Source organism: Streptomyces sp. NPDC007872 (assembly GCF_042868165.1).
GTDB lineage: Bacteria > Actinomycetota > Actinomycetes > Streptomycetales > Streptomycetaceae > Streptomyces.
The window spans coordinates 424,714-447,543 of record NZ_JBIAEA010000001.1; the positions used below are offsets into that span (position 1 = coordinate 424,714).

The window sequence follows — 22,830 nt, forward strand, 5'->3', positions numbered from 1 at the left end:
CCACATGCGCCACCGACGGGACCGCCCCGGCCGGAGGAGTTTCCGGCCGGGGCGGTACGGGGCCGCGCGCCGGATCAGGCGAGGGACGCGAGGGCCTCGTTGAGGGTGGCGGACGGGCGCATCACGGCTGCGGCCTTGGCCGGGTCGGGCTGGTAGTAGCCGCCGATCTCGGCCGGGGAGCCCTGGACGGCGATCAGCTCGTCGACGATCTTCCCCTCGTTGGCCGCGAGGTTCTCGGCGAACGGGGCGAAGGCCTTGGCGAGGTCCGCGTCCTCGGTCTGGGCGGCCAGCTCCTGGGCCCAGTACAGGGCCAGGTAGAAGTGGCTGCCGCGGTTGTCGATGCCGCCGAGGCGGCGGGTCGGCGACTTGTCCTCGTTGAGGAAGGTGCCGGTGGCGCGGTCGAGGGTGTCGGCGAGGACCTGGGCGCGGGTGTTGCCCGTGGTGGTCGCGAGGTGCTCGAAGGAGGCGGCCAGGGCGAAGAACTCGCCGAGGCTGTCCCAGCGGAGGTAGTTCTCCTTGACGAGCTGCTGGACGTGCTTCGGGGCGGAGCCGCCGGCGCCGGTCTCGAAGAGGCCGCCGCCCGCCATCAGCGGGACGACCGACAGCATCTTGGCGCTGGTGCCCAGCTCCAGGATGGGGAAGAGGTCGGTCAGGTAGTCGCGCAGGACGTTGCCGGTGACCGAGATGGTGTTCTCGCCGCGGCGGATGCGCTCCAGGGAGAACTTGGTGGCCTCGACCGGGGACAGGACGCGGATGTCCAGGCCCTCGGTGTCGTGCTGCGGCAGGTACTGCTCGACCTTGGCGATGAGCCGCGCGTCGTGGGCGCGCTCGGCGTCCAGCCAGAAGACGGCCGGGTCGCCGGTGGCGCGGGCGCGGGTGACGGCGAGCTTGACCCAGTCCTGGATGGGCAGGTCCTTGGTCTGGCAGGCGCGGAAGATGTCGCCCTCGGCGACCTCCTGCTCCAGGACGGTGTCGCCCGCGGAGTTCACCAGGCGGACGGTGCCGGCCTGCGCGATCTCGAAGGTCTTGTCGTGGGAGCCGTACTCCTCGGCCTTCTGCGCCATGAGGCCGACGTTGGGTACGGAGCCCATGGTCGACGGGTCGAAGGCGCCGTGGGCGCGGCAGTCCTCGATGACGGCCTGGTAGACGCCGGAGTAGCTGTGGTCCGGCAGGACGGCGAGGGTGTCGGCCTCCTGGCCGTCCGGGCCCCACATGTGGCCGGAGGTGCGGATCATGGCCGGCATCGAGGCGTCGACGATGACGTCGGACGGCACGTGCAGGTTGGTGATGCCCTTGTCGGAGTCGACCATCGCGAGGGCGGGGCCCTCGGCGAGCTCGGCCTCGAAGGAGGCCTTGATCTCCTCGCCCAGGTGCGGGACGCCGTCCAGGCCGTTGAGGATCGAGCCGAGGCCGTCGTTCGGGGAGAGGCCGGCGGCGACGAGGGCCTCGCCGTACTTGGCGAAGGTGGCCGGGAAGAAGGCGCGCACGACGTGGCCGAAGACGATGGGGTCGGAGACCTTCATCATGGTGGCCTTGAGGTGCACGGAGAAGAGCACGCCCTCGGCCTTGGCGCGGGCGACCTGCTCGCTCAGGAAGGTGCGCAGGGCGGCGGCGCGCATGACGGCGGCGTCGACGACCTCGCCGGCGACGACCTTCAGCGGCTCGCGGAGCTCGCTGACGGTGCCGTCGGCGGCGGTGAACTCGAAGCGGAGCGTGTCGTCGGCGTCGATGACGACGGACTTCTCCGTGGAGGCGAAGTCGTTCTCGCCCATGGTGGCGACGTTGGTCCTGGACTCGGGGGTCCAGGCGCCCATGCGGTGCGGGTGGGCCTTGGCGTAGTTCTTCACCGAGGCGGGGGCGCGGCGGTCGGAGTTGCCCTCGCGCAGGACCGGGTTGACGGCCGAGCCCTTGATCTTGTCGTAGCGGGCGCGGATCTCGCGCTCCTCGTCGGTCTTCGGGTCGTCCGGGTAGGCCGGGAGCGCGTAGCCCTGGGCCTGGAGCTCGGCGACGGCCGCCTTGAGCTGCGGGATGGACGCCGAGACGTTCGGCAGCTTGATGATGTTGGCCTCGGGCGTCTTGGCCAGCTCGCCCAGCTCGGAGAGGGCGTCGGCGATGCGCTGGCCCTCCTCCAGGTACTCCGGGAAGACGGCGATGATGCGGCCCGCGAGGGAGATGTCCCGCGTCTCGACCGTGACTCCGGCCTGCGAGGCGTACGCCTGGATCACGGGCAGGAACGAGTAGGTCGCCAGGGCAGGCGCCTCGTCGGTGTGGGTGTAGATGATGGTCGAGTCAGTCACCAGGGTGCTCCGCTCCACGTCTGCGTATGCGAGATTGCTCGACATCAAGATATCTCGTGATCGCGGTCCTCGGTAAAGGGCCCCACGAGCTCCTCGTCCTCCGGGACCCCGGCGGCCTCGACGAACGGGCCGGCGAGCCGGTACGGGGGCGGGGGGCCGCTCACGTCGACGTGGCGGAGCAGGGCGAGCAGGACGATTCCGGCGGTGGCGGTGACCCCGGCGGCGAGGGCCTGTCCGCAGCGGTGGGCGAGCCGGAGCTCGGCCGGGTCGTAGGGGGCGGTGGCGGGCAGGGCGAGGGCGTCGCCGAGCAGCCAGATCCCGGTGCCGAGGCCGCCGGCCGCGACCAGGGCGAGCGGGAGGAACACCAGGAGGGACGCGGGGGCGGGCAGGCGCCGGGGGGCCGGGCGCACCTCGCCCTTGCGGGCGCGCAGGGCGAGCAGGCCGCCGAAGACGGCGAGGACGAGGAGGGCGGCGGCGATGACGTCGCCGGGCCGGTGGCGGCCGTCGGCGAGGGTGTACGCGCCGACGGCGGCGGCCCAGAGGGTGGCGGCGCCGACGGCGGGGGTGCGCAGCCGGTGGGGGACGACGAGGGCCAGGCCGAGGGCGACGCCCAGGGCGAGGGCGGTCTGGGCGCTGGGGAAGCCGCTGGGCAGGAGGGCCCCGGTGTCGGCGGCGCGGGGGCGCGGCGCGTACAGCCGGAGCAGTCCGGTGAGGGCGAGGGCGGTGACGACTCCGCCGGCGGCGAGGCCGGTGAGGGCGTACCGCCCGCGTATCAGGCCGGCGGCGAGGAGGAGGACGCAGCCGAGGACCAGGGAGAGCGTGGTGAGCCCGGGGAGGGAGGGGTGGTCGCGGAGCAGGCCGGCGGCGGCGCTGTCGGCGCGCCGGCCGGTCGTGGCGGCGTCTCCCCAGCGGCGGCCGGTCGCGGTGAGGACGAGTCCCGCGTAGACGACCGTGAACAGGAGGACGGCCCCGAGGCAGCCGCGCCGGGCCCGGATGCGGACGCGGGCGGTGAACGAGCCGGCGGTCTCGCCCGCGATGGCGGCGTACCACCAGGTGTCACCGGCCCTCAGCGGCCTCGGGGAGCCGCCGGTGCGGGGCCTGTCGTTGGAAGCCATGCCCCGATTCGACCCCACGCCCGGCCGCGCCGCCCGCTGGGCTCACCCGAACGACACGCCGGGCGGTACGTCCGCCCGGCGGCGCTCCGGGGGGAGGCGCCCCACCTGTCGGTGCCGCGCGAGAGCCGCTCAGGAGGACTCGCGGACCACCAGTTCGGTGGGGAGCATCCGGCGGGGCCGGTCGTCGGGGTCGCCGGGCGAGGCGATCTCCTGGAGGAGCAGCCGGGCCATCGCGCGGCCCATCTCCTCGATGGGCTGGCGCACGCTGGTGAGCGGCGGGTCCATGTGCCGGGCGACGGCCGAGTCGTCGACGCCGACGAGGGCGACGTCCTCGGGGACCCGGCGGCCCGCCTCGCGCAGGACGGCCCGCGCGCCCGCCGCCATCACGTCGGAGGCGGCGAAGACGGCGTCCAGGCCGGGCCGGCGGTCCAGGAGCTCCCGCATGGCCCGGCGGCCGCCCTCCTCGGTGAAGTCGCCGTGCGCGACGAGGCCTTCGTCGGCCGCGAGCCCCGCTCCGGCGAGGCCCTCGCGGTAGCCGTCGAGGCGGCAGCGGGCGGCGTACATGTCGAGCGGTCCGGTGATGGTGGCGACGGCCCGCCGGCCGCGTGCGGCGAGGTGGGCGACGGCGGCCCGGCCGGCGCCGGTGTTGTCGGAGTCGACGAAGGCGACGCTCTCGTCCCGCGAGCGGCGGCCGTTGAGGACGGCGGGCAGGCCGAGGGCGCGGACCTGGTCGGGCAGCGGGTCGTCTCCGTGCACGGAGACGAGGAGGACGCCGTCGACGCGCTGCGCGGCCAGGTACTGCTCGAAGCGCTGCCGCTCCTGCTCGCTGCGGATCAGGGTGAGCAGCAACTGCTTGTCGGCGTCGGCGAGTTCGGCGCTGACACCGCGGATGATGTCGAGGAAGTACGGCTCGGCGAAGAGCCGCGCCTCGGTCTCGGGGACGACCAGGGCGACGGCGTCGGTGCGGCTTCCGGCGAGGGCGCGGGCGGCCCGGTTGGGGACGTAGCCGAGTTCGGCGACGGCCCGCTCGACGGCGGTCCTGGTCCGTTCGCTCACCTTCGGGGAGCCGTTGATGACCCGGGAGACCGTGCCGCGGCCGACTCCGGCCCGCGCGGCGACCTCCTCCAGGGTGGGCCTGCCGGTCTGCCGCCCGCTCACCGCCATGTGCCGCTCCTCCCCCTCGGGACGCCGCCCCGCCCGCGTTGCCCGCGAACCTATCAGGCGGGCCGGGGCGGCCCCGGGGCGCGGCGAGAAGGTCCCGGGCCCCGCCTCCCACACCTCCCGGGCCCATCCGCCGCACCCCCGCCGGAGGCTCCGGAACGGTCCCGGGCGCCACCTTCCGTACCTCCTCCGCAGCCCTCCGTATTGCCGCAGGTCAAACCGCCCTTATGTGCATAAGACACTCTTTCGGCGTACCGTCGTGGGGTTCCCCTTCCTCGCCGACGCCCCGGGAGAGCGCGTGCCCCGCTCCACGACCGACCATGACCCGACGCCCCGCGAGGGGCGCCGTCCGCGCCTGCGGACGGCCGCGATCGCGACCGGTGTGGTCGCGGTGGCCGCCGGCGGCCTGTACGGTGCGGGCCTGCTCGCCACCGGGGACGACATATCCGCCGGCACCCGGGTCGCCGGGATAGACATCGGCGGCATGAGCCGTTCCCAGGCCGAGGCGAGACTCACCGCCGCGGCCCCGGCCGCGTGGAAGGCGCCGATCCCGGTGCGGGTCGGCGACCTCGCGTCGACCGTGGACCCGGCCTCCGCCGGCCTGACCGTGGACGTGGCGAAGACCACCGAGCGGGCGGCCGACCCCTCCCGCGACCCCGTCACCGTCGTCCGGCGCCTCTTCTCCTCCGGCGAGCGCGAGATCCGGCCGGTCTTCGCGTACGACGAGGCCAGGGCGAAGGCCACCGTGGCCGACCTGGCGAAGCGGAACGACCGGGCGGTCCGCGAGGGCTCCGTCGCCTTCCGCGACGGGAAGGCCGTCGCCACCCAGCCGGTCACGGGCCGGAAGCTGGACACCGCCCGGGCCGCCGAGTCCCTGCGCGCGGCCTATCCGGCCGCCACGGGCGCGGCGCCGGTCGCCCTCCCCGTCGCCCTGACCCGGCCGAAGCTGCCCGCCGCCGAGGTGAACCGCTTCCTCGACACGTACGCCGGGCCCGCCCTCTCCGGTCCCGTGACGCTCACGGCCGGGGGGCAGCGCCTGCGGATCTCCCCGGCCACGCTGAGCGACCACCTCACCGTGAAGAACGACGACGGGCACCTCAGCGGGAACCTGGACGCGGAGGCGCTGCTGCGCGACCCGGACGTGGCGCGGCCGCTCGCCTCCCTGACGAACGCGCCGACGCAGTCGACCCTCGGCGTGCGCGGCGGCAAGGTCGTCGTGGAGTCGGAGGGCCGGCCCGGCCACGAGGTGACCGCGAAGGCCCTCGGCGACGCCGTCCGCCCGCTGCTCACCCGGACCGGCGACGCGGCCCGTACAGCCACGGTGGCCACCGAGGTCACGCGGCCCGACCTGACCTCCGACTCGCTGGCCCGCCTCGGCATCACCGAGCAGATGTCCTCGTTCACGGTGAACTTCCCCTCGGCCCCGTACCGGACGACGAACATCGGCCGGGCGGCCGAGCTGATCAACGGCTCGCTCGTGCAGCCCGGCGCGGTGTGGAGCTTCAACAGGACGGTGGGCGAGCGCACCCCGGACAACGGCTTCGTCGACGGCACGATGATCCTCGACGGCCAGTACCGGTCCGCGCCCGGCGGCGGCGTGTCCGCCATGGCCACCACCGTCTACAACGCCATGTTCTTCGCCGGGGTGAAGCCCGTCGAGCACGGCGCCCACTCCTTCTACATCGAGCGCTACCCGGCCGGCCGCGAGGCGACCGTCGCCTGGGGCAGCCTGGACCTGAAGTTCCGCAACGACACGGGCAAGCCGATCTACATCAAGGCGAGCGCGACGGACTCCTCGGTCACCGTGAGCTTCCTCGGGACGAAGAAGTACGACTCGGTGGAGGCGGTCGCCGGACCGCGCACCGACCTCACGCAGCCCGCGAAGCGCGAGGGCACCGGCAAGGCGTGCGTGCCGCAGCCGCCCCTGGAGGGCTTCGACATCTCGGTGGACCGGGTGTTCAAGAACGACGGCGTCGAGGTCAAGCGGGAGACCTACAAGACCCACTACACCCCGCGCGACGAGGTGACCTGCACGGCGGATCCCGAGGAGAAGCCCAAGGACGCCGGGGGCGCGGCGGACGTCCCCGAGGGCCGCTGACCCCGGCCGGGGGGTGACGCGCCGGGGGGGAGGGACGCCGGTGACGATCTCCGTCGCCGGACGGGTGTCTTCCCCTTCGGCGCGGGCATGACTTCGGAGCGCGGTCCTCCGGGGTGCCGGACGGGCCGCCCCGATCCCGTCGGAGGCCCGCCTTGGCACAGCGCACCGACCCCTGCGAGCGGCTGCTCGGCGACGCCGTGCGCGCGGGCGTCGTCCCCGGCGCCGCGTGGGCCGCGGGCGACGCCCGCACCACCCTGTCGGCCGGGGCCGTCGGCGTCCTCGACCCGGCGGACCCCGCCGGGCCGGCGCGCCCCGACACGCTCTTCGACGTGGCGAGCCTCACCAAGGTCCTCGCCGTCTGGGCCGTGACCGGCACCCTCGTCGACGCCGGCAAGCTCGACCCGTCCGCCCCGCTCGGCTCGTACTGGCCGGAGGCGGCCGGGCGGCCGCTCGCCGACGTCACGGCCCACCACCTCCTCACCCACACGGCGGGCCTGCCGCTGCGCGCCAACCTGCGGCACCTGTACGGCTCCGATCCGCAGGACGTACGGGACGGGGTCCTGTCCGAGCCGCTGCGGCACCGGCCCGGCGAGGCCGTCGCGTACACCGACCGGGCGGCCCTGATCCTCGGCTACCTCGCCGAGCACCTCACCCGGCAGCCCCTCCCCCGGCTCGCCGGGGAGCGGGTCTGGACGCCCCTCGGCATGACGGAGACCCGGTACGGGCCGCTGCCGGCCGCCCTCCGCGAGCGGTGCGCGCCGACGGAGTACGACGTGGAGAGCGGCGTCCGGCTCAGGGGCACCGTCCACGACTTCTCGACCCGGCTCCTCGGCGGCGCCTGCGGCATCGCGGGCGTCTTCACCACCGCCGCCGACACCGGCCGCTTCCTGCGCCACCTCCTCGACCCGGTGCCCGGCACCTTCTCCGCCGCGTGGACGGCCGCCTCGCTGCGCGTGCGCACCGGCCGCCTCGACCCGCCGCGCGGGCTCTTCTGGCACCCGGCGCCGGGCACGGACCCGGCGGACGACGTCTGGGCGCACTTCGGCTTCACCGGCACGGCCCTCTGGGTGTCACCCGCGCGGGACGGCTGGGCCGTCCTGCTGACCAACCGGCTCTACCTCACCCGCGACCCCGGGCCGCTGGCGCGGGTCAGGGACGCCTTCCGGGCAGCGGTCTTCCCCTGACCGACCGTCCGTCCTTCCCGTCCGCGCCCACCTGGTGAGATCCGGATGCCGCTCCCCCGGCACTCTGCGACCCTTCCCGACGGTTGCACGGTCATCGACGGCTCGACGCGTACGGAGTTGCGGATCCATGGGTTTCACGCGGGAAGGACCGGTTCTGGAGGGCGCGTTCGTGCGCCTGGAGCCGCTGGGGCGCCACCACGCCGCCGGGCTCGCGGAGGCGGCGGCGGAGGACCGGGACTCGTACCGCTTCACCTGGGTGCCGGGGCGGGAGGAGACGGGGGCGTACGTCGACACCCAGCTCGGCCGCGCGGCCGACGGGCTGCTCGTCCCGTACGCGCAGCTCGACGCGGTGACCGGCCGGGTGGTCGGCACCACCTCCTACTGGCAGCCGCGCCCGTGGCCCTCCGGCGAGGGGCTGTGCGCGGTCGAGGTCGGCTTCACCTGGCTCGCGGCCTCCGCCCAGGGAACGGGGGTGAACGCCGAGTCCAAGTACCTGCTCTTCCGGCACGCCTTCGAGGAGTGGGGCACGGCACGGGTGGAGCTCAGGACGGACGCCCGCAACGCCCGCTCGCGCGCGGCGATCGAGCGCGCGGGCGCCACCTTCGAGGGCGTCCTGCGCCGCTCGTCCCGCTCCTGGGTGCCGGGCGAGGAGGGCCTCCTCCGCGACGCCGCCGTCTTCTCGATCGTCGCCGAGGAGTGGCCGGAGCGGCGCGCGGCGCTCGAACGGCGGCTGGCCGCCGCCCGGGAGCGGCGCGCGACGGGAGCGTGACGGAGCCTGCGCAAGGGCGTGCGGGGGCTCCACAAGGGGCCCTCGTCACACCCCGGACCCCTTGATCGATCGAATGGGCCCGGGGGTACCATATGAGCGCCGCCTAGCTCGAAAGATAAACTTGTGACTGTCAATGACGACTCGTTCACCAGCTGGAAGAACCGCGAGGAGATCGCGGAGTCGATGATCCCGATCATCGGGAAGCTGCACCGGGAGCAGGACGTCACCGTCCTCCTCCACAGCCGCTCCCTGGTGAACAAGTCGGTGGTCAGCATCCTCAAGACCCACCGCTTCGCCCGGCAGATAGCCGGCGAGGAGCTGTCGGTCACCGAGACGCTCCCCTTCCTCCAGACGCTCACCACCCTCGACCTGGGCCCGTCCCAGATCGACATCGGCATGCTGGCCGCCGACTACAAGACCGACGACCGCGGTCTGTCGGTGGCGGAGTTCACCGCCGAGGCCGTCGCCGGCGCCACCGGTGAGAACAAGATCGAGCGCCGCGACGGACGCGACGTCGTCCTCTACGGCTTCGGCCGCATCGGACGCCTCGTCGCCCGCCTCCTCATCGAGAAGGCCGGCTCGGGCAACGGTCTGCGGCTGCGCGCGATCGTCGTCCGCGGCGGTGGTGAGCAGGATCTCGTGAAGCGCGCCTCGCTGCTGCGCCGCGACTCCATCCACGGCCAGTTCCAGGGCACGATCACGGTCGACGAGGAGAACAGCTCCATCGTCGCCAACGGCAACACGATCAAGGTGATCTACGCCAACGACCCCTCCGAGGTCGACTACACGGCGTACGGCATCGAGAACGCCATCCTGATCGACAACACCGGCAAGTGGCGCGACCGCGAGGGCCTCTCCACGCACCTGCGCCCCGGCATCGACAAGGTCGTCCTGACCGCGCCCGGCAAGGGCGACGTGCCGAACATCGTCCACGGCGTCAACCACGACACGGTCAAGCCGGACGAGCGGATCCTGTCCTGCGCCTCCTGCACCACCAACGCGATCGTCCCGCCGCTGAAGGCGATGGACGACGAGTACGGCGTGCTGCGCGGCCACGTGGAGACCGTCCACTCGTTCACCAACGACCAGAACCTCCTGGACAACTACCACAAGGCGGACCGCCGCGGCCGTTCCGCGCCGCTCAACATGGTGATCACCGAGACCGGTGCCGCCTCGGCCGTCGCCAAGGCGCTGCCGGAGCTGAAGGCCCCGATCACCGGCAGCTCGATCCGCGTCCCCGTCCCGGACGTCTCGATCGCGATCCTGAGCCTGCGCCTGGGCCGCGAGACCACCCGCGACGAGGTCCTGGAGTACCTCCGCGACGTCTCGCTGCACTCGCCGCTGAAGCGCCAGATCGACTTCACCACGGCCCCCGACGCCGTCTCGATGGACTTCGTGGGCTCGCGCCACGCGTCGATCGTGGACGCCGGCGCGACCAAGGTCGACGGCGACAACGCGATCCTGTACCTGTGGTACGACAACGAGTTCGGCTACTCGTGCCAGGTCATCCGGGTCGTCCAGCACGTCTCCGGCGTGGAGTACCCGACCTTCCCGTCGCCGGCGGTCTGATCCGCGCGGCGCCCGACGGTCGCGCCGCACCCTCCCGGGGGTGCGGCGCGCTTCCGTTCCCGCACGTGGACACGGCGGCGAACCGAACAGGCGTCCCCCGCGTCCCTCCCGCCATGGAGACGCTCGTCCACGGGACACGCCAGTTGCTGCGCTTCGCGGTGCTGGAGGCGCGCTGCTGCGCCTTCGCCGCCGCGCTCGTCGGCGGGATCGCCGCCTCGACGCTGCTGCCGGAGCTGCCGGTCGCCCGCTACGACCTGCTCCTCCTGTACGGCATCGGGCTCACGCTCCTCGCGTGGCGGGTCGGCTGGGACACCGGCCGGGACGTCGCCGTGATCGCCGGCTGCCACGCCATCGGCCTGCTCTTCGAGCTGGTCAAGGTGCGGATGGGTTCGTGGAGCTATCCGGAGGAGGCCTGGACGAAGTTCGGCGGCGTGCCCCTGTACGGCGGGTTCCTGTACGCGGCCGTGGGCAGTTACGTGTGCCGGGCCTGGCACCTGTTCGACCTGCGGCTCACGGGCTACCGGCCCCGGGTGACGGCGGTCCTCGCCGGGGCCGTGTACGTGAACTTCTTCAGCCACCACTGGCTGCCCGACGCGCGCTGGGCGCTGGCCGCGCTGCTGCTCGTCGCGACGGCGGGCACGTGGGTGCGGTTCCGGGTCGGGCCCCGGGAGCACCGGATGCCGCTGGCCCTGTCGTTCGTCCTGATCGGCTTCTTCCTGTGGGTCGCGGAGAACGCGGCCACGTACGTCGGGGCCTGGAGCTACCCGCACCAACTGCACGGCTGGCAGCCCGTGCCCCTCTCCAAGTTCGGCGCGTGGGCGCTGCTCATCAGCGTCACCTTCGTCCTGGTGGCCCGGAGCGGGGACCGGGAGGACGGCGGCCGGGAGGACGGCCGGAGCGGCGGGCAGGGCGGTGGCCGGAACGAGGGCGGGGGCGGTGGCCGGAATTTTGTTCTCGGCGACTCCGGGTGAGAAATTTGTGGATTTCGCGCACGGGCGGCCACGACGTGCTACAGTCGGTGTCAGTTGCAGTTGTGGTTCCCAAATACTTACAAGTGCCTTCGACGATTCGACATCGTCAGGCACTTGATTTGTTTTCGGTGCAGTTTCCGGACGGGGCAATCATCACGGCGACTCCGGGTTCCGCACAGTGCGGTTCCCAGGGCTACGCCCCGAAGGAGACAAGACAATGGCCAATGGCACCGTGAAGTGGTTCAACTCGGAAAAGGGCTTCGGCTTCATCGAGCAGGAGGGTGGCGGCCCGGACGTGTTCGCCCACTACTCCAACATCGCCACCTCCGGCTTCCGTGAGCTCCAGGAAGGCCAGAAGGTGACCTTCGACGTCACGCAGGGCCAGAAGGGCCCGCAGGCGGAGAACATCCTCCCCGCCTGACGTTGACACGTCCGACGCGGCCGGTGCCCTCACCCGTGTGGTGAGGGCACCGGCCCGTCGCGTTTTCCGCTCCACCCCACGGCCCGGACGCCGTGCGCCGCTCTCGCGGCACGTCCGGATCCGCACGCATACGGCATTCGGTACGTCGCGGCAATTCACGGGCCCACCGCCCGTCGTGAATTCCTCGGAGCGCACCGTTTCAGCGCACCGTTTCGAGGAAGGTCACATGAACAGCACGCCCCGTACGGACGACGTCCGGAAGGACGAATCCGCCGCGTCCCCGGCACCGGCCACCGGCTTCGCCGAGCTCGGTCTGCCGGCCGAGGTGCTCCGGGTGCTCGGCCGTCTGGGCGTCGACGAGCCGTTCCCGATCCAGGCCGCCACGCTGCCCGACGCGCTCGCGGGCCGCGACGTCCTCGGGCGCGGGCGGACCGGGTCCGGCAAGACGCTCGCCTTCGGCCTTCCGCTGCTCGTCCGGACCGCCGGACGCCGGGCCGAGGCGCGCAGGCCGCTCGCCCTGGTCCTGGTGCCCACGCGGGAGCTGGCCCAGCAGGTCACCGACGCGCTCGCCCCGTACGCCGCAGCCCTCGGGCTGCGCCTGGCGACCGTGGTCGGCGGCATGTCGATCGGCCGGCAGGCGGGGGCGCTGCGCGACGGGGCCGAGGTCCTGGTCGCGACGCCGGGCCGCCTCATGGACCTCGTGGAGCGCAAGGACTGCCGTCTCGACCGGGTGGCGATCACGGTCCTCGACGAGGCCGACCAGATGGCCGACCTGGGCTTCATGCCGCAGGTCACCGCCCTCCTGGACCAGGTGCGCGCCGAGGGGCAGCGGATGCTGTTCTCCGCCACGCTCGACCGGAACGTCGACCTGCTCGTCGAGCGCTACCTCACCGACCCGGTCGTGCACTCGGTCGACCCGTCGGCCGCCGCCGTCTCCACGATGGAGCACCACGTGCTCCACGTGCACGGCGCCGACAAGTTCGCCACCGCCACGGAGATCGCCGCCCGCGACGGGCGCGTGATCATGTTCCTGGACACCAAGCACGCCGTGGACCGCTTCACCAAGCACCTCCTCGGCAGCGGCGTACGGGCGGCGGCGCTGCACGGCGGCAAGTCCCAGCCGCTGCGGACCCGCACCCTGGACCGCTTCAAGAGCGGTGAGGTGACGGTCCTGGTCGCCACCAACGTGGCGGCGCGCGGCATCCACGTCGACGCGCTCGACCTCGTCGTCAACGTCGACCCGCCGGCCGACGGCAAGGACTACCTGCACCGCGGCGGGCGCACCGCGCGGGCCGGCGAGTCCGGTGTGGTCGTCACCCTGGTCACCCCCGAGGAGCGCCGGGACGTGGCCCGTGTCATGGCGGAGGCGGGCATCCGCCCCCAGGTCGCCCGGGTCCGCTCCGGTGAGGCCGAACTGACCCGCATCACCGGCGCCCGGAAGCCCTCGGGCGTCCCGGTCGCCGGCAACGCGCCGACCCAGGAGGGCGCCAAGCGCGGCGGCGCCGCCTTCCGCGGCATCGGCACGGTCCCGGGCCGCCCGGGCCGCGCCAAGAACGAGTCCCGCCGCGCCACCGAGGCCCGCAAGACGGCCGAGGCCCGCCGAGCGGCGAAGATCCGCAAGGGCGGCTGACCGGTTTCGGCGGGTCCCCACCAGGGGCGTTGCGGAGCGTGTGCCGGGATCGGCCGTACGCGGAAGAAACCTCCGGATCATGGTGTTCTCCCTCACCGACGGGGATGCGCGACGCCCACCGGCGCCGCCCCGGACGCACCCGGGGCGCGCTCCCGGGTCGTACCGGATCCGCCCCCGACCGCGCTCACGAAGGACGTGTCATGAAGATCGGCATCATCGGCGCCGGCAACATCGGCGGCAACCTCACCCGTCGTCTCACGGCCCTCGGCCACGACGTGTCCGTGGCCAACTCCCGCGGCCCCGAGACGCTCACCGCGCTCGCCGAGGAGACCGGCGCCACCCCGGTGCACGTCACCGAGGCCGCCCGCGACGCCGAACTGGTCGTCGTGACCATCCCCCTGAAGAACGTCCCCGACCTGCCCGACGACGTCCTCGCCGGTGCCGCCGAGGGGTTCGTCCTCCTCGACACCAACAACTACTACCCCCGGGAGCGCGACGGGCGGATCGACGCCATCGAGGACGGGGGACTCACCGAGAGCCGCTGGACGGAGGAGCAGTTGGGCCACCCGGTGGTCAAGGCGTTCAACGGCACCTACGCGCAGGACATCCTCGACCGGCCGCGCCCGGCCGGCGACCCCGAGCGGATCGCCCTGCCGGTCGCCGGTGACGACGAGGCCGCCAAGGACACCGTCCGCGCCCTGATCGACGAACTCGGCTTCGACACGGTCGACGCCGGCGGCATCGACGACTCCTGGCGGCAGCAGCCCGACACTCCCGTGTACGGGCTCCGCGCCGGTGCCGAGGCCGTGACCAAGGCCCTCGCCGAGGCCTCCCCCGAGCGCCCCGCCGCCTTCCGGGGCTGAGCGCGCGGCACCCCGCCCGGCCCGGAGGACCTCGTGTTCCCGGGCCGGGCCGCTGGGGTGGCGCAGCACCTGCTCCTTCGTGTCCGCGCCGCCCGGGCCGAGCCGCACGATCCCGCCCGGCCGGTTCGACGGGGCCGTTCCGCCCTGCCGGTCGCTCCGGACGACGTACGCCCCGAGGCCCGCCAGGAGCAGGAGGGCGACAATCCCGGCGATCACCGGCCCCCGGCTCGGGCGTCACGCGGAGGCCCTGGAGGGCCTGCCTCATGGCCCCGCCGGTGCCGCAACGAACTCCCGGGCGACACCGCCCGTCCGATCGGCCGTGAGGCGGAACCCGCCCTCCTCACCGCCCCGGTGGCCCGGGGGCGGTGTCCGTGACGACCGTCGCCGGTATGGCGGGGGTCGGCAAGACGGCCCTGGTGGTGCGCGCCGCCCGGACGTCAGCCGACGCCCACCCCGACGGCTGCCTGTTCGTGGAACTGCACGCGCACGGGCCCGAGGCGGAGAACCACCCCCATGAGTACGGCCTGTCCGGCGCGGTGCCGTCCTCCGGGGGAAGGCTCCTGACGGCCCGGGGCCGTGTGGGGCCCCTGCGCGCCGAACACCGCGCGCGGCGCGCAGGGCCCTCCTGGCCGGTCGGTCCGGGGCGGCGAGAGCCACTCCTCCGCTCCGGGGCCGGCGCGACCCAGTCAAGCAGTCCCCGGCCCGTCGGGGCGATGGGATCCGGGCACGGAAAACGGCCCCTGCGCGGGGCGGGAGTACGGTGAATCATCCAAGAGCCCGAACCGCCCTCTCGGGTCGCACGTACGAGGCGGAGGTCTGAGGGAAGCCGGGCGGTGCGGCTCTCGGGTGGCGCCGTATGCCGACGACCGGGGCCGGTGCCGCCAAGGGCGGTCGGCCAGGGCCGTCGGGGCGGTCGGGGCCGTCAGAGCGGCACGATCGTCGTCTCGGTCGCCTTGACGCCGGTCCAGACGGACACGCCGTCGGCGAGGCCGAGTTCGGCGGCGGCCTGCGGGGTGATCTCGGCGACGAGGTCGGGGGCCTCGCCGGAGGTGACGAGGACGCGGAGGCGGCTGCCGCTGGCGGTGATCTCGCGTACGGTGCCGGGCCAGACGTTGCGGGGGCTGCCGGTGGGCCTCTCGCGGTGGAGGGACACCGCCTCGGGCGCGACGATCGCGAGCGCCGGGGTGCCCGGCGGCGGGGGTTCGGCGGCGATCAGGGTGCCGCCGCCGTCGAGGGCGAGGCCGTCGGGGGTGGCGGTGCCGGGCCAGGCGTTGCGGCCGAGCATGCGGGCGACCCACGGGGACCGGGGGTGGCGGGTGACCTCGGCGGGGGTGTCGTCCTGGAGGGCGCGGCCGTCCTGGAGGACGAGGACGCGGTCGGCGAGGGAGACGGCCTCGACGGGGTCGTGGGTGACGATGAGACAGACGCCGCCGAAGCCGGCGAGGTGGGTGCGCAGGGTGTGCCGGACGTGGGCGCGGGTGGTCTGGTCGAGGGCGGCGAGGGGTTCGTCGAGGACGAGGAGCCGGGGGCGGGCGGCGAGCGCCCGGGCGAGGGCGACCCGCTGGGCCTGGCCGCCGGAGAGCTGCGCCGGCTTCCTGTGTCCCAGGTGGCCGACGCCGAGCCGGTCGAGCCAGGCCTGCGCCTCGCGGCGGGCCCCGGCCCGTGCGACGCCCTGGGCGCGCAGGCCGTAGGCGGTGTTGGCGAGGGCCGACAGGTGCGGGAAGAGCGCGCCGTCCTGCGGCACCCACGCGACGTGGCGGCGGTGCGGGGGCAGTGCGGTGACGTCCTCGTCGCCGAGCCGGAGGTCCGCGCGGGCGCGCGGGGTGAGGCCGAGGAGCGCGCGGAGCAGAGTGGTCTTGCCGGCGCCGTTGGGGCCGACGACGGCGATGGTGGTGCCGGGCCCGGCGTCCAGGACGAGCCGGGTGAAGCCGGTGACGTCGGCGTGCAGCGCCCACCGGCCGGTGGCCGGGGAGGCGGGCGGGGCGGCGTCGGCCGACGGCTCCGCCGCGGCCGGTCCCTCCGTGGCCGGTCTCCCCGTGACGAGGCCCCCCGCGCCCGGCCCTTCCGCGGCTGGTCCCCCTACGACGAAGCCTCTCGCGCCCGGCCCTTCCGCGGCCGGTCCCCCCACGACCAAGCCTCCCGTGACCGGGCCCTCCGCGGCCTGCCTCTCTACGACCGGACTCTCCCCGCCCGGCGCCCTCGCCGGTTCCTCCGTGGTGGCCGGGTGGCGCTTCCGGTCCTGCGGGGTGCCGGTCCAGCGGCCGCGCAGGGCGACGAGGACGCCCATGGCGATGGCAAGGAGCAGGAGGGAGACGGAGGTGGCGGCCTCGGGTTCGTCCTGGAGCAGGAGGTAGACCTGGAGCGGGAGGGTCTGGGTCGTCCCGGGCAGGTTCCCGGCGAAGGTGATCGTGGCGCCGAACTCGCCGAGCGCCCGCGCCCAGGTGAGCGCCGCGCCCGCGAGGACCCCGGGCGCGACCATCGGCAGCGTGACGGTGAAGAAGACGCGGACCGGCGGGGCCCCGAGGGAGGCGGCCGTCTCCTCGTACCGGGGGCGGAGTCCGCCGAGCGCGCCCTCCAGGCTGATGACGAGGAACGGCATGGCGACGAACGTCGCCGCGATCACCGCGCCGGAGGTGTGGAACGGAAGGGTGACGCCGAAGGTGCCCTCCAGCCACGGCCCGAGCAGCCCGCGCCGGCCGAAGGCCAGGAGCAGCGCGACGCCGCCGACGGTCGGCGGCAGCACCATCGGCAGCAGGACGAGCGAGCGGACGACCGCCTTGCCGGGGAAGGAGACCCGTGCGAGCAGCCAGGCCAGGGGGACCCCGAGGAGCAGCGAGAGGCCGAGCGCCCAGAAGGAGACGAGGAGCGACAGCTTCAGCGCCCGGACCGTGCCCGGCGCGGTCAGGTGGCCGGGGAGTCCGCCCCACTCGGTCCGTACGAGGATGCCGATCAGGGGGAGCGCCAGGAAGGCCACGGCCGCCAGCGCGGGCAGCACGAGGGCGAGGGGCGGCCGGGAACTCCCGTAACGCCGCCCGAGGGCGCTTATGCCTGCTCGTTTCATTCGACGGTCCCGGAGAGGTGAGGGCGTGGAGCGGAGGGGCTGCCCGGCTCCCCCGGTGCGGGCAGCCCCTCCCGATCGTGGACGATCCCGTACGTCACGGCTTCTGGAAGCCGGCGTCCTGGAGGATCTTCTGGCCCTCGGGCGAGGACAGCCAGGCGACGAACGCGGCGGCGGCCTCGGCGTTCTTCGAGTCCTTCAGCGTGGCGGCCGGGTACGTGGCGATCGCGTTCTGGCCGTCGGGGATCTCGACGGCGTCGACCTTGTCCGCGGCGCTCTCGGCGTCGGTCTTGTAGACGAGTCCGGCGTCGGCCTCGCCCAGTTCGACCTTGCTGAGCACGGCGCGCACGTTGGGCTCCTGGGAGACCGGCTTCACCGTGATCTTCTGCTTGTCGAGGATCTGCTCGCTGTACTTGCCGGCGGGGACCTCGGGGGCCGCGAGGACGACCTTGAGCCTGGTGTCCGCGAGGTCCTTCAGGTCGTCGACCTTGTGCGGGTTGCCCTCACCGGTGGCGATGACCAGCCGGTTCCTGGCGATGATCGCCGGGGTGCCGGTGTCGGCCCTCACCTTGTCCATGCTCTTGGTGTCGGCGGTCACCAGGACGTCGGCGGGCGCCCCCTGGGAGACCTGGGCGACGAGTTCCTGCGAGCCGGCGAACGAGAAGGTCAGCTTCGTGCCCGGGTGGGACTTCTCGTACGCGGCGCCGGCCGTCTTGAACACGTCGGTCAGGGACGCGGCGGCGAGCACGGTGAGGTTCGCAGCGGGGGCGCCGGTGGCGGAGCCGGAGGCGGAGGGGGTGGAGCCGCCGGTGTCCTCCTTGCCGTCGCCGCCCGACGAGCAGGCCGCGAGCGGGACGAGCAGGGCGGCGGTGAGCACGGCGGCGGCGGTGCGGCGTCCGGCGGGGGTGAGGCTCATGGGATCGGAACTCCTTGGAGAGGAACGGGGACGTGCGGACGGGCCGGTCGCGCCGACGGCCGGGGTGTCTCGGGTGCTGCGGACTGCGGGGACGTGGTCAGGGGCGGCCGGTGCGCACGCCGCCCGGCTCCGTCCTGCCGGCGTCCGCCCGGCGCCGTGCCGTGTCCGGGCCGGTGCCTGGCAGATGCGCTGCCGACCCGGGTGTACGGGGCAGCATGTGCGACACCGTAGGGCGTGATCTCTCTCATCTGCAACAACATCGTGGGACTCTCCGTCGCAGGTGAGGGAGAGGTGGTAGAAACCGACGAGAGGCGCCCCCGGCGGTCTCACCCCTCGGACGGAAGCGTTCCGGCGAGCCGGAGGAGGCCGATCCAGATCCCCGTGACGGCGCTGACGTAGCGGGCTCCGCAGCGGTCGGAGGGAACGACGAGCTGCGGGCCGTCCCCGTCGAGGTCCCGGTCGTCCATCCGGGTCGCGAGGAGGACGGGGGCGTCGCCGAAGTCGGCGTCGATCTCCGCCCACGACAGGAGCGCGTGGTGGCCGTCGCCGCCGCCGACGGCGATCAGGAAGCGGGAGCGCTCCTTGCGGCGGGCGGGGTCGAAGCGGGGGTGCGCGACGGCGACGACCTCCCGCAGGAGGGGCCCGGCGAAGGTGTGGTGCTGAGGTCCGGCGGTGGCGCAGTCGAAGATGACCCCGACCCGGTGCTGCTCCCAGTCCCGGCGCAGGTCGGCGACGGTGAGCGTGGTGGGGCGGGCCACGTCCCCCCGGAACGCGAAGGATCCGGAGGGCGCGAGCCCGGTGGTGGACGGGACCGCGGTCGCGGTCGCGGATACGAGTGCGGGTGCGGGCGCGGCAGTGGTGGTCGGCTGGGGCGCGGTGTTCGGTCGGCTCATCGTCGGTCCCCTCGCGGCGGTCGGTACGGCGGCTGCGCGCAGTGATACCCGACCGCCGGAGCGGGGAACCGTGTCTGCCGTGCGAATCGACGTGCTCGGGCCGCATCTGTGAGGTTCGTACGAGACGGCTCCTCGTCCCTGCCCGGTTCATCGGACCGCGTTCCGCCCCTGCCGGTCGAGGGCGAGCCAGACGCGGTCGCGGGTCACCGGCAGTTCGGTGAAGCGGATGCCCGTGGCGTCCCGCAGGGCGTTGGCGAAGGCGGGGGCGACCGGGTTGAAGGGGCTCTCGCTCATCGACTTGGCGCCGAGGGGGCCGATGGCGTCGGTCGTCTCGGTGAAGTGGACCTCGGTGCGGGGCACGTCGGCGTACTGGGGAAGCCGGTAGCGGCGGAACGCGGCCGTGGTGACCTCGCCGTGCTCGTCGACGCGCACGGTCTCGAAGAGGGTGGCGCCGAGGGCCTGGGCGACCCCGCCCTCGACCTGGCCCCGGCACTGCATCGGGTTCATGACCTTGCCGGCGTCGGCCGCGTGGACGCTGCGCAGGATGCGGATCTCCCCGGAGCCGGGGTCGACGGCGATCCGGAACCACTGGGCGTTGAAGGCCACCGAGCGCGGCGAGCCGCCCCAGTGCCCGTCCGCCGCCAGCTCCTGCGCGGCCCCGAGCGCGTGCCCCGCCTCGTACAGCTCCTTCAGGGCCACCGTGCGTCCGGCGCAGTCGACGGACTCGGCGCCGAGCACGCACAGGTGACGGGCCGTGCCCGTGTGCCGTGCGGCGAGGGTGCGCAGCCGTTCGGCGAGGGAGGTCGCGGCGAGCAGGACGGCCTTGCCGGCGACGACGGTGCCGGCGGAGCCGAAGGCGCCGGTGTCGTGGCGCACGACGTCGGTGTCGGACTGGCGGACGGCGAGCCGGTCCTCGGTGGTGTTCAGGGCGCCGGCGGTGATCTGTTTGTGGACGGTGGTGGTGCCGTTGCCGAACTCGGCCGTGCCGACCGCGATGTCGTACGTGCCGTCCTCCAGGAGCGAGACCCGGGCGTGGGCGTAGTGGCCGCCGGGCGGCCCGGTCGCGATCATCGCCATGCCCGTGCCCTGTCCGACGAGCCAGCCCTCGGGGGCGTCCTGCGCGCTGCGGTCCCCGGCGAGGGCGTCGCGCACGACGGAGAGGCACTGGTCGAGTCCGTACGAGGCGATGTGGAGGTCCTCCTCCTCGCCGATCGGGCTGTGCATGCCCTCCCCCGGGCCGATGACGTTCTTCTCCCGGAAGGCCAGCGGGTCCATGTCGAGGCGGCGGGCGAGTTCGTCCATGACGGACTCGACGGCGAAGGTGACCTGGCCGAGGCCGTAGCCGCGGAAGGCGCCGGCCGGGACGGCGTTGGTGTAGACGGAGTAGGCGTCGACCTTCTTGTGCGGGGCGCGGTAGACGGCGAAGGACTCGCCGACGCTGTGGAACATGACCGCCGGGCCGTGGTTGCCGTACGCGCCGGTGTCGGCCACCACCCGCATCCGTACGGCGGTGAGCGTGCCGTCCTGCCGTGCTCCGGCCTTGACGCGGATGGTGAACGGGTGGCGGGTGGTCGCGCCGTAGAACTGCTCGGCGCGGGTGTACTCCAGCTTCACCGGTCGACGCAGCTTGAGGGCGGCCAGGGTGACGACGTCCTCGGTGAGCATCTCCTGCTTGCCGCCGAAGCCGCCGCCGACCCGGCCCGCGACCACCCGCACCCCGTCCTCCGGCAGGCCGTACAGCGCGCACAGGGCCCGCCGGGTCAGGAACGGGGTCTGGGTGGAGGAGCGGACGGTGAGCCGCTCCCCCGTGCCGTCCTCCCCGGGCTCGAAGTACGCCACGCAGCCGTGGGTTTCGAGGCTGGCGTGCTGGACCCGCTGGGTGCGGAAGGTCTCCTCGTACACGACGTCCGCCTCGGCGAACCCCCGCTCGACGTCCCCGATCTCGCCGTGGACCTCGCCCGCGACGTTGTTCTCGACCCGGGCGATGCGCTCCGCCGGTCCCTTGCCCGCGTGGAGGACGGGGGCGCCGGGGCGCATGGCCTCCTCCGGGTCGACCACGTGCGGCAGCCGCTCGTACGTGACCTCGATCCGGCGGCAGCCCTCCTCGGCGGCCCGCTCGCTGTCGGCGACGACGGCGGCGACCCGCTGGCCGACGTACCGGACGACGTCGTCCAGGACGCGGGTGTCGTCGGGGTCCTCGGTGGGGTGTTCGTGGCGGGCGCTGGAGTACAGGGTCGCGGGGGCGTCCTCGTGGGTGAGGACGGCGTGCACGCCGGGGACGCGGAGCGCGGCGGAGGTGTCGACGGCGACGATCCGGGCGTGCGGGTGCGGGGAGCGCAGCAGCTTCATGTGCAGCAGGCCGGGGACCTCGACGTCGAAGGTGTAGCGGGCGGTGCCGGTGACGACCTGGGGGCCGGCGGGCGCGCCGACGTTGCGGCCCACCGCCTTCCCGGCGCGGGGGCGTTCGGTGTGCTTCACGCCCCGTACGGCGTCCTCGATCGCCCGGTAGCCGGTGCAGCGGCAGATGTTGCCCTTGAAGGCGCGGGGCAGGTCGTCGAGCTTGCCGTCGTCGTGCGGGGTGTCCCGCTCGGCCTCCAGGGCGGCGGTCGTCATGAGGAAGCCGGCCGTGCAGAAGCCGCACTGGTAGCCTTGCGCGTCGAGGAACCGCTGCTGTACGGGGTGGAGTTCGCCGTCCGGGGAGGCGAGCCCCTCGACGGTGGTGACGGCACGGCCCTCCGCGCGCACCGCCGGGTACAGGCAACTGTGGACGGGCTGTCCGTCGACGTGGACGGTGCAGGCGCCGCAGTCCCCCGCGTCGCACCCCTTCTTCACCCCGAACCAGCCGCGCTCGCGGAGGTAGGTGCGCAGGCACTGGCCACCGCGCGGCTCGTCGTCGAACGCGCGTCCGTTGACGCGGACCTCGAAGCTCATCGGGCGTCTCCTTCCGGTGCGGTCAGTTCGCGGCGGACCTCCTCGGCGAGGCGCAGGCCCATGTGCCGGCGCCACTCGGGCAGTCCGTGGATGTCGTCGAACCAGTCCTCGTCCCGTACGGCGGTGTCGATCGCGGTCCGGAGCGCCTCGCGGGCGGGCGGGAGCGGGAACCAGAACCGGAAGGGGCGGGTGGTGGCGGTGGTCACCGTGACCGTCAGCGAGCCGTCCACCGGGTCGAGCGTCCCGATGACCAGTGCTCCGGACCGGCCGAGCCCGTACAGCGAGGCCTGCCGGAAGGCCGTACGGCACTCCAGGGCCCGGCCGGGCAGTGTCACCGAGCGCAGGAGTTCGCCCTCCGCGAGGTCCTTGACGCCCGCGCCCCGAACGAATTCGGCCACCTTCGCCTCGCGCGTGGAGCCGTCCTGCGCCTGGAGGAGGCAGCTTCCGTCGAGGGCGGCGGTGAGCGAGATCATCGGTCCGGCCGGGAGGCCGTTGCACAGGTTCCCGCCGACGGTGGCCATGTTCCAGATCTTGAAGGAGGCGAGGAAGGCCCGGCAGCACTGTTCGAAGAGCGGGGCCGCGGGGGCGTCGAGGGAGCGCCGTCCGAAGCGGGAGAGCTGGGTGATCGTGCAGGTCGCCGCGATCTCCAGCGAGCCGTCCGGGTGACGCGTGAGCGGTTCCCAGCCCGTCCGGCTCAGGTCGACGAGCCGGCGCAGGTGGGCTGGGGCTCGGAGAAGAGGTAGGTCCCGCCTCCCAGCCAGGCGTCCCCGGGGCGCCAGGGTTCGCGCAGGCGCGCGTCCCGCACGTCCGTGATCGTGTTGAGGTCCATCCCGTCCCCGCCTTCCGACCGGCGTCCTCCGACCGGTTCCTTCAGGCCAGTGAAGCCGGGCGGGGGCGCGCGGCACGACTGGACGCGCACCCGGAAATCGTCCCCCTCCCGGTCCTCGGCCCCGG

At 73.9% G+C, this 22,830-nt stretch carries 15 protein-coding genes and 1 pseudogene; 8 read left to right on the forward strand and 8 right to left on the reverse strand.

Translation table 11 applies throughout. From position 1 onward, the window contains the following. Positions 1-74: 74 nt before the first annotated feature. The 3 genes from ACFYNX_RS01835 to ACFYNX_RS01845 form a co-directional block, all read right to left on the reverse strand. Positions 75-2,297, reverse strand: coding sequence for an NADP-dependent isocitrate dehydrogenase (locus ACFYNX_RS01835; RefSeq protein ID WP_365540583.1), 2,223 nt, complete (start codon positions 2,295-2,297; stop codon positions 75-77). Positions 2,298-2,341: 44 nt separating this feature from the next. Next, positions 2,342-3,412 carry a phosphatase PAP2 family protein gene (locus tag ACFYNX_RS01840; protein WP_388656554.1) on the reverse strand — a complete coding sequence of 357 codons (1,071 nt, stop codon included), beginning with the start codon at positions 3,410-3,412 and terminating at the stop codon, positions 2,342-2,344. Between the two features lie 129 nt (positions 3,413-3,541). After that, positions 3,542-4,576: a LacI family DNA-binding transcriptional regulator gene (locus ACFYNX_RS01845; RefSeq protein ID WP_388656557.1), complete on the reverse strand. Its 1,035-nt coding sequence runs from the start codon at positions 4,574-4,576 to the stop codon at positions 3,542-3,544. A 295-nt stretch (positions 4,577-4,871) separates the two neighbouring features. Between ACFYNX_RS01845 and ACFYNX_RS01850 the strand changes: the two genes are divergently transcribed. The 8 genes from ACFYNX_RS01850 (at position 4,872) to ACFYNX_RS01885 (ending at position 14,078) form a co-directional block, all read left to right on the forward strand. Next, positions 4,872-6,671, forward strand: a complete 1,800-nt coding sequence (locus tag ACFYNX_RS01850) for a VanW family protein (RefSeq protein WP_388656560.1) — start codon at positions 4,872-4,874, stop codon at positions 6,669-6,671. Between the two features lie 152 nt (positions 6,672-6,823). Then, on the forward strand, positions 6,824-7,855 hold the full coding sequence (locus ACFYNX_RS01855; protein ID WP_388656563.1) for a serine hydrolase domain-containing protein: 1,032 nt from the start codon (positions 6,824-6,826) through the stop codon (positions 7,853-7,855). Positions 7,856-7,982: 127 nt separating this feature from the next. After that, complete coding sequence (locus ACFYNX_RS01860; protein ID WP_388656566.1) at positions 7,983-8,624, forward strand: GNAT family N-acetyltransferase; 642 nt, start codon at positions 7,983-7,985, stop codon at positions 8,622-8,624. Between the two features lie 123 nt (positions 8,625-8,747). Continuing rightward, positions 8,748-10,193: a glyceraldehyde-3-phosphate dehydrogenase gene (locus ACFYNX_RS01865; RefSeq protein ID WP_365540577.1), complete on the forward strand. Its 1,446-nt coding sequence runs from the start codon at positions 8,748-8,750 to the stop codon at positions 10,191-10,193. Between the two features lie 113 nt (positions 10,194-10,306). Further along, on the forward strand, positions 10,307-11,164 hold the full coding sequence (locus ACFYNX_RS01870; protein WP_388656569.1) for a DUF817 domain-containing protein: 858 nt from the start codon (positions 10,307-10,309) through the stop codon (positions 11,162-11,164). Between the two features lie 217 nt (positions 11,165-11,381). Beyond that, positions 11,382-11,585, forward strand: coding sequence for a cold-shock protein (locus ACFYNX_RS01875; protein ID WP_015031667.1), 204 nt, complete (start codon positions 11,382-11,384; stop codon positions 11,583-11,585). A 226-nt stretch (positions 11,586-11,811) separates the two neighbouring features. Further along, on the forward strand, positions 11,812-13,215 hold the full coding sequence (locus ACFYNX_RS01880; protein ID WP_388656572.1) for a DEAD/DEAH box helicase: 1,404 nt from the start codon (positions 11,812-11,814) through the stop codon (positions 13,213-13,215). A gap of 104 nt (positions 13,216-13,319) precedes the next feature. Continuing rightward, positions 13,320-14,078 (forward strand): NADPH-dependent F420 reductase, encoded by a 759-nt coding sequence (locus ACFYNX_RS01885; protein WP_388656575.1) that lies wholly within the window; start codon positions 13,320-13,322, stop codon positions 14,076-14,078. Between the two features lie 922 nt (positions 14,079-15,000). Here ACFYNX_RS01885 and ACFYNX_RS01890 read toward each other — a convergent pair. The 5 genes and pseudogenes from ACFYNX_RS01890 to ACFYNX_RS01910 all read right to left on the reverse strand — a co-directional run bounded on the left by ACFYNX_RS01890 (position 15,001) and on the right by ACFYNX_RS01910 (position 22,705). Next, on the reverse strand, positions 15,001-17,139 hold the full coding sequence (locus ACFYNX_RS01890; RefSeq protein ID WP_388656577.1) for an ABC transporter permease: 2,139 nt from the start codon (positions 17,137-17,139) through the stop codon (positions 15,001-15,003). 94 nt (positions 17,140-17,233) lie between these two features. After that, complete coding sequence (gene modA / locus ACFYNX_RS01895; protein WP_388656579.1) at positions 17,234-18,052, reverse strand: molybdate ABC transporter substrate-binding protein; 819 nt, start codon at positions 18,050-18,052, stop codon at positions 17,234-17,236. Positions 18,053-18,378: 326 nt separating this feature from the next. Further along, positions 18,379-18,945, reverse strand: coding sequence for a molybdopterin-dependent oxidoreductase (locus ACFYNX_RS01900; RefSeq protein ID WP_388656580.1), 567 nt, complete (start codon positions 18,943-18,945; stop codon positions 18,379-18,381). Positions 18,946-19,092: 147 nt separating this feature from the next. Next, positions 19,093-21,876, reverse strand: coding sequence for a molybdopterin-dependent oxidoreductase (locus ACFYNX_RS01905; RefSeq protein ID WP_388656583.1), 2,784 nt, complete (start codon positions 21,874-21,876; stop codon positions 19,093-19,095). Further along, positions 21,873-22,705: pseudogene (locus ACFYNX_RS01910) on the reverse strand (FAD binding domain-containing protein). The gene ACFYNX_RS01905 and the pseudogene ACFYNX_RS01910 overlap by 4 nt, the downstream one beginning before the upstream one ends. Positions 22,706-22,830: the final 125 nt, after the last annotated feature.

What these genes read in the sequence shown, in the direction of transcription:
- modA (WP_388656579.1), bottom strand. Translation starts at nt 18,052, where the DNA reads ATGAGCCTCACCCCCGCCGGACGCCGCACCGCCGCCGCCGTGCTCACC.
- ACFYNX_RS01885 (WP_388656575.1), top strand. Translation starts at nt 13,320, where the DNA reads ATGCGCGACGCCCACCGGCGCCGCCCCGGACGCACCCGGGGCGCGCTC.
- ACFYNX_RS01875 (WP_015031667.1), top strand. Translation starts at nt 11,382, where the DNA reads ATGGCCAATGGCACCGTGAAGTGGTTCAACTCGGAAAAGGGCTTCGGC.
- ACFYNX_RS01845 (WP_388656557.1), bottom strand. Translation starts at nt 4,576, where the DNA reads ATGGCGGTGAGCGGGCGGCAGACCGGCAGGCCCACCCTGGAGGAGGTC.
- ACFYNX_RS01880 (WP_388656572.1), top strand. Translation starts at nt 11,812, where the DNA reads ATGAACAGCACGCCCCGTACGGACGACGTCCGGAAGGACGAATCCGCC.
- ACFYNX_RS01905 (WP_388656583.1), bottom strand. Translation starts at nt 21,876, where the DNA reads ATGAGCTTCGAGGTCCGCGTCAACGGACGCGCGTTCGACGACGAGCCG.
- ACFYNX_RS01890 (WP_388656577.1), bottom strand. Translation starts at nt 17,139, where the DNA reads ATGAAACGAGCAGGCATAAGCGCCCTCGGGCGGCGTTACGGGAGTTCC.
- ACFYNX_RS01860 (WP_388656566.1), top strand. Translation starts at nt 7,983, where the DNA reads ATGGGTTTCACGCGGGAAGGACCGGTTCTGGAGGGCGCGTTCGTGCGC.
- ACFYNX_RS01900 (WP_388656580.1), bottom strand. Translation starts at nt 18,945, where the DNA reads ATGAGCCGACCGAACACCGCGCCCCAGCCGACCACCACTGCCGCGCCC.
- ACFYNX_RS01870 (WP_388656569.1), top strand. Translation starts at nt 10,307, where the DNA reads ATGGAGACGCTCGTCCACGGGACACGCCAGTTGCTGCGCTTCGCGGTG.
- ACFYNX_RS01840 (WP_388656554.1), bottom strand. Translation starts at nt 3,412, where the DNA reads ATGGCTTCCAACGACAGGCCCCGCACCGGCGGCTCCCCGAGGCCGCTG.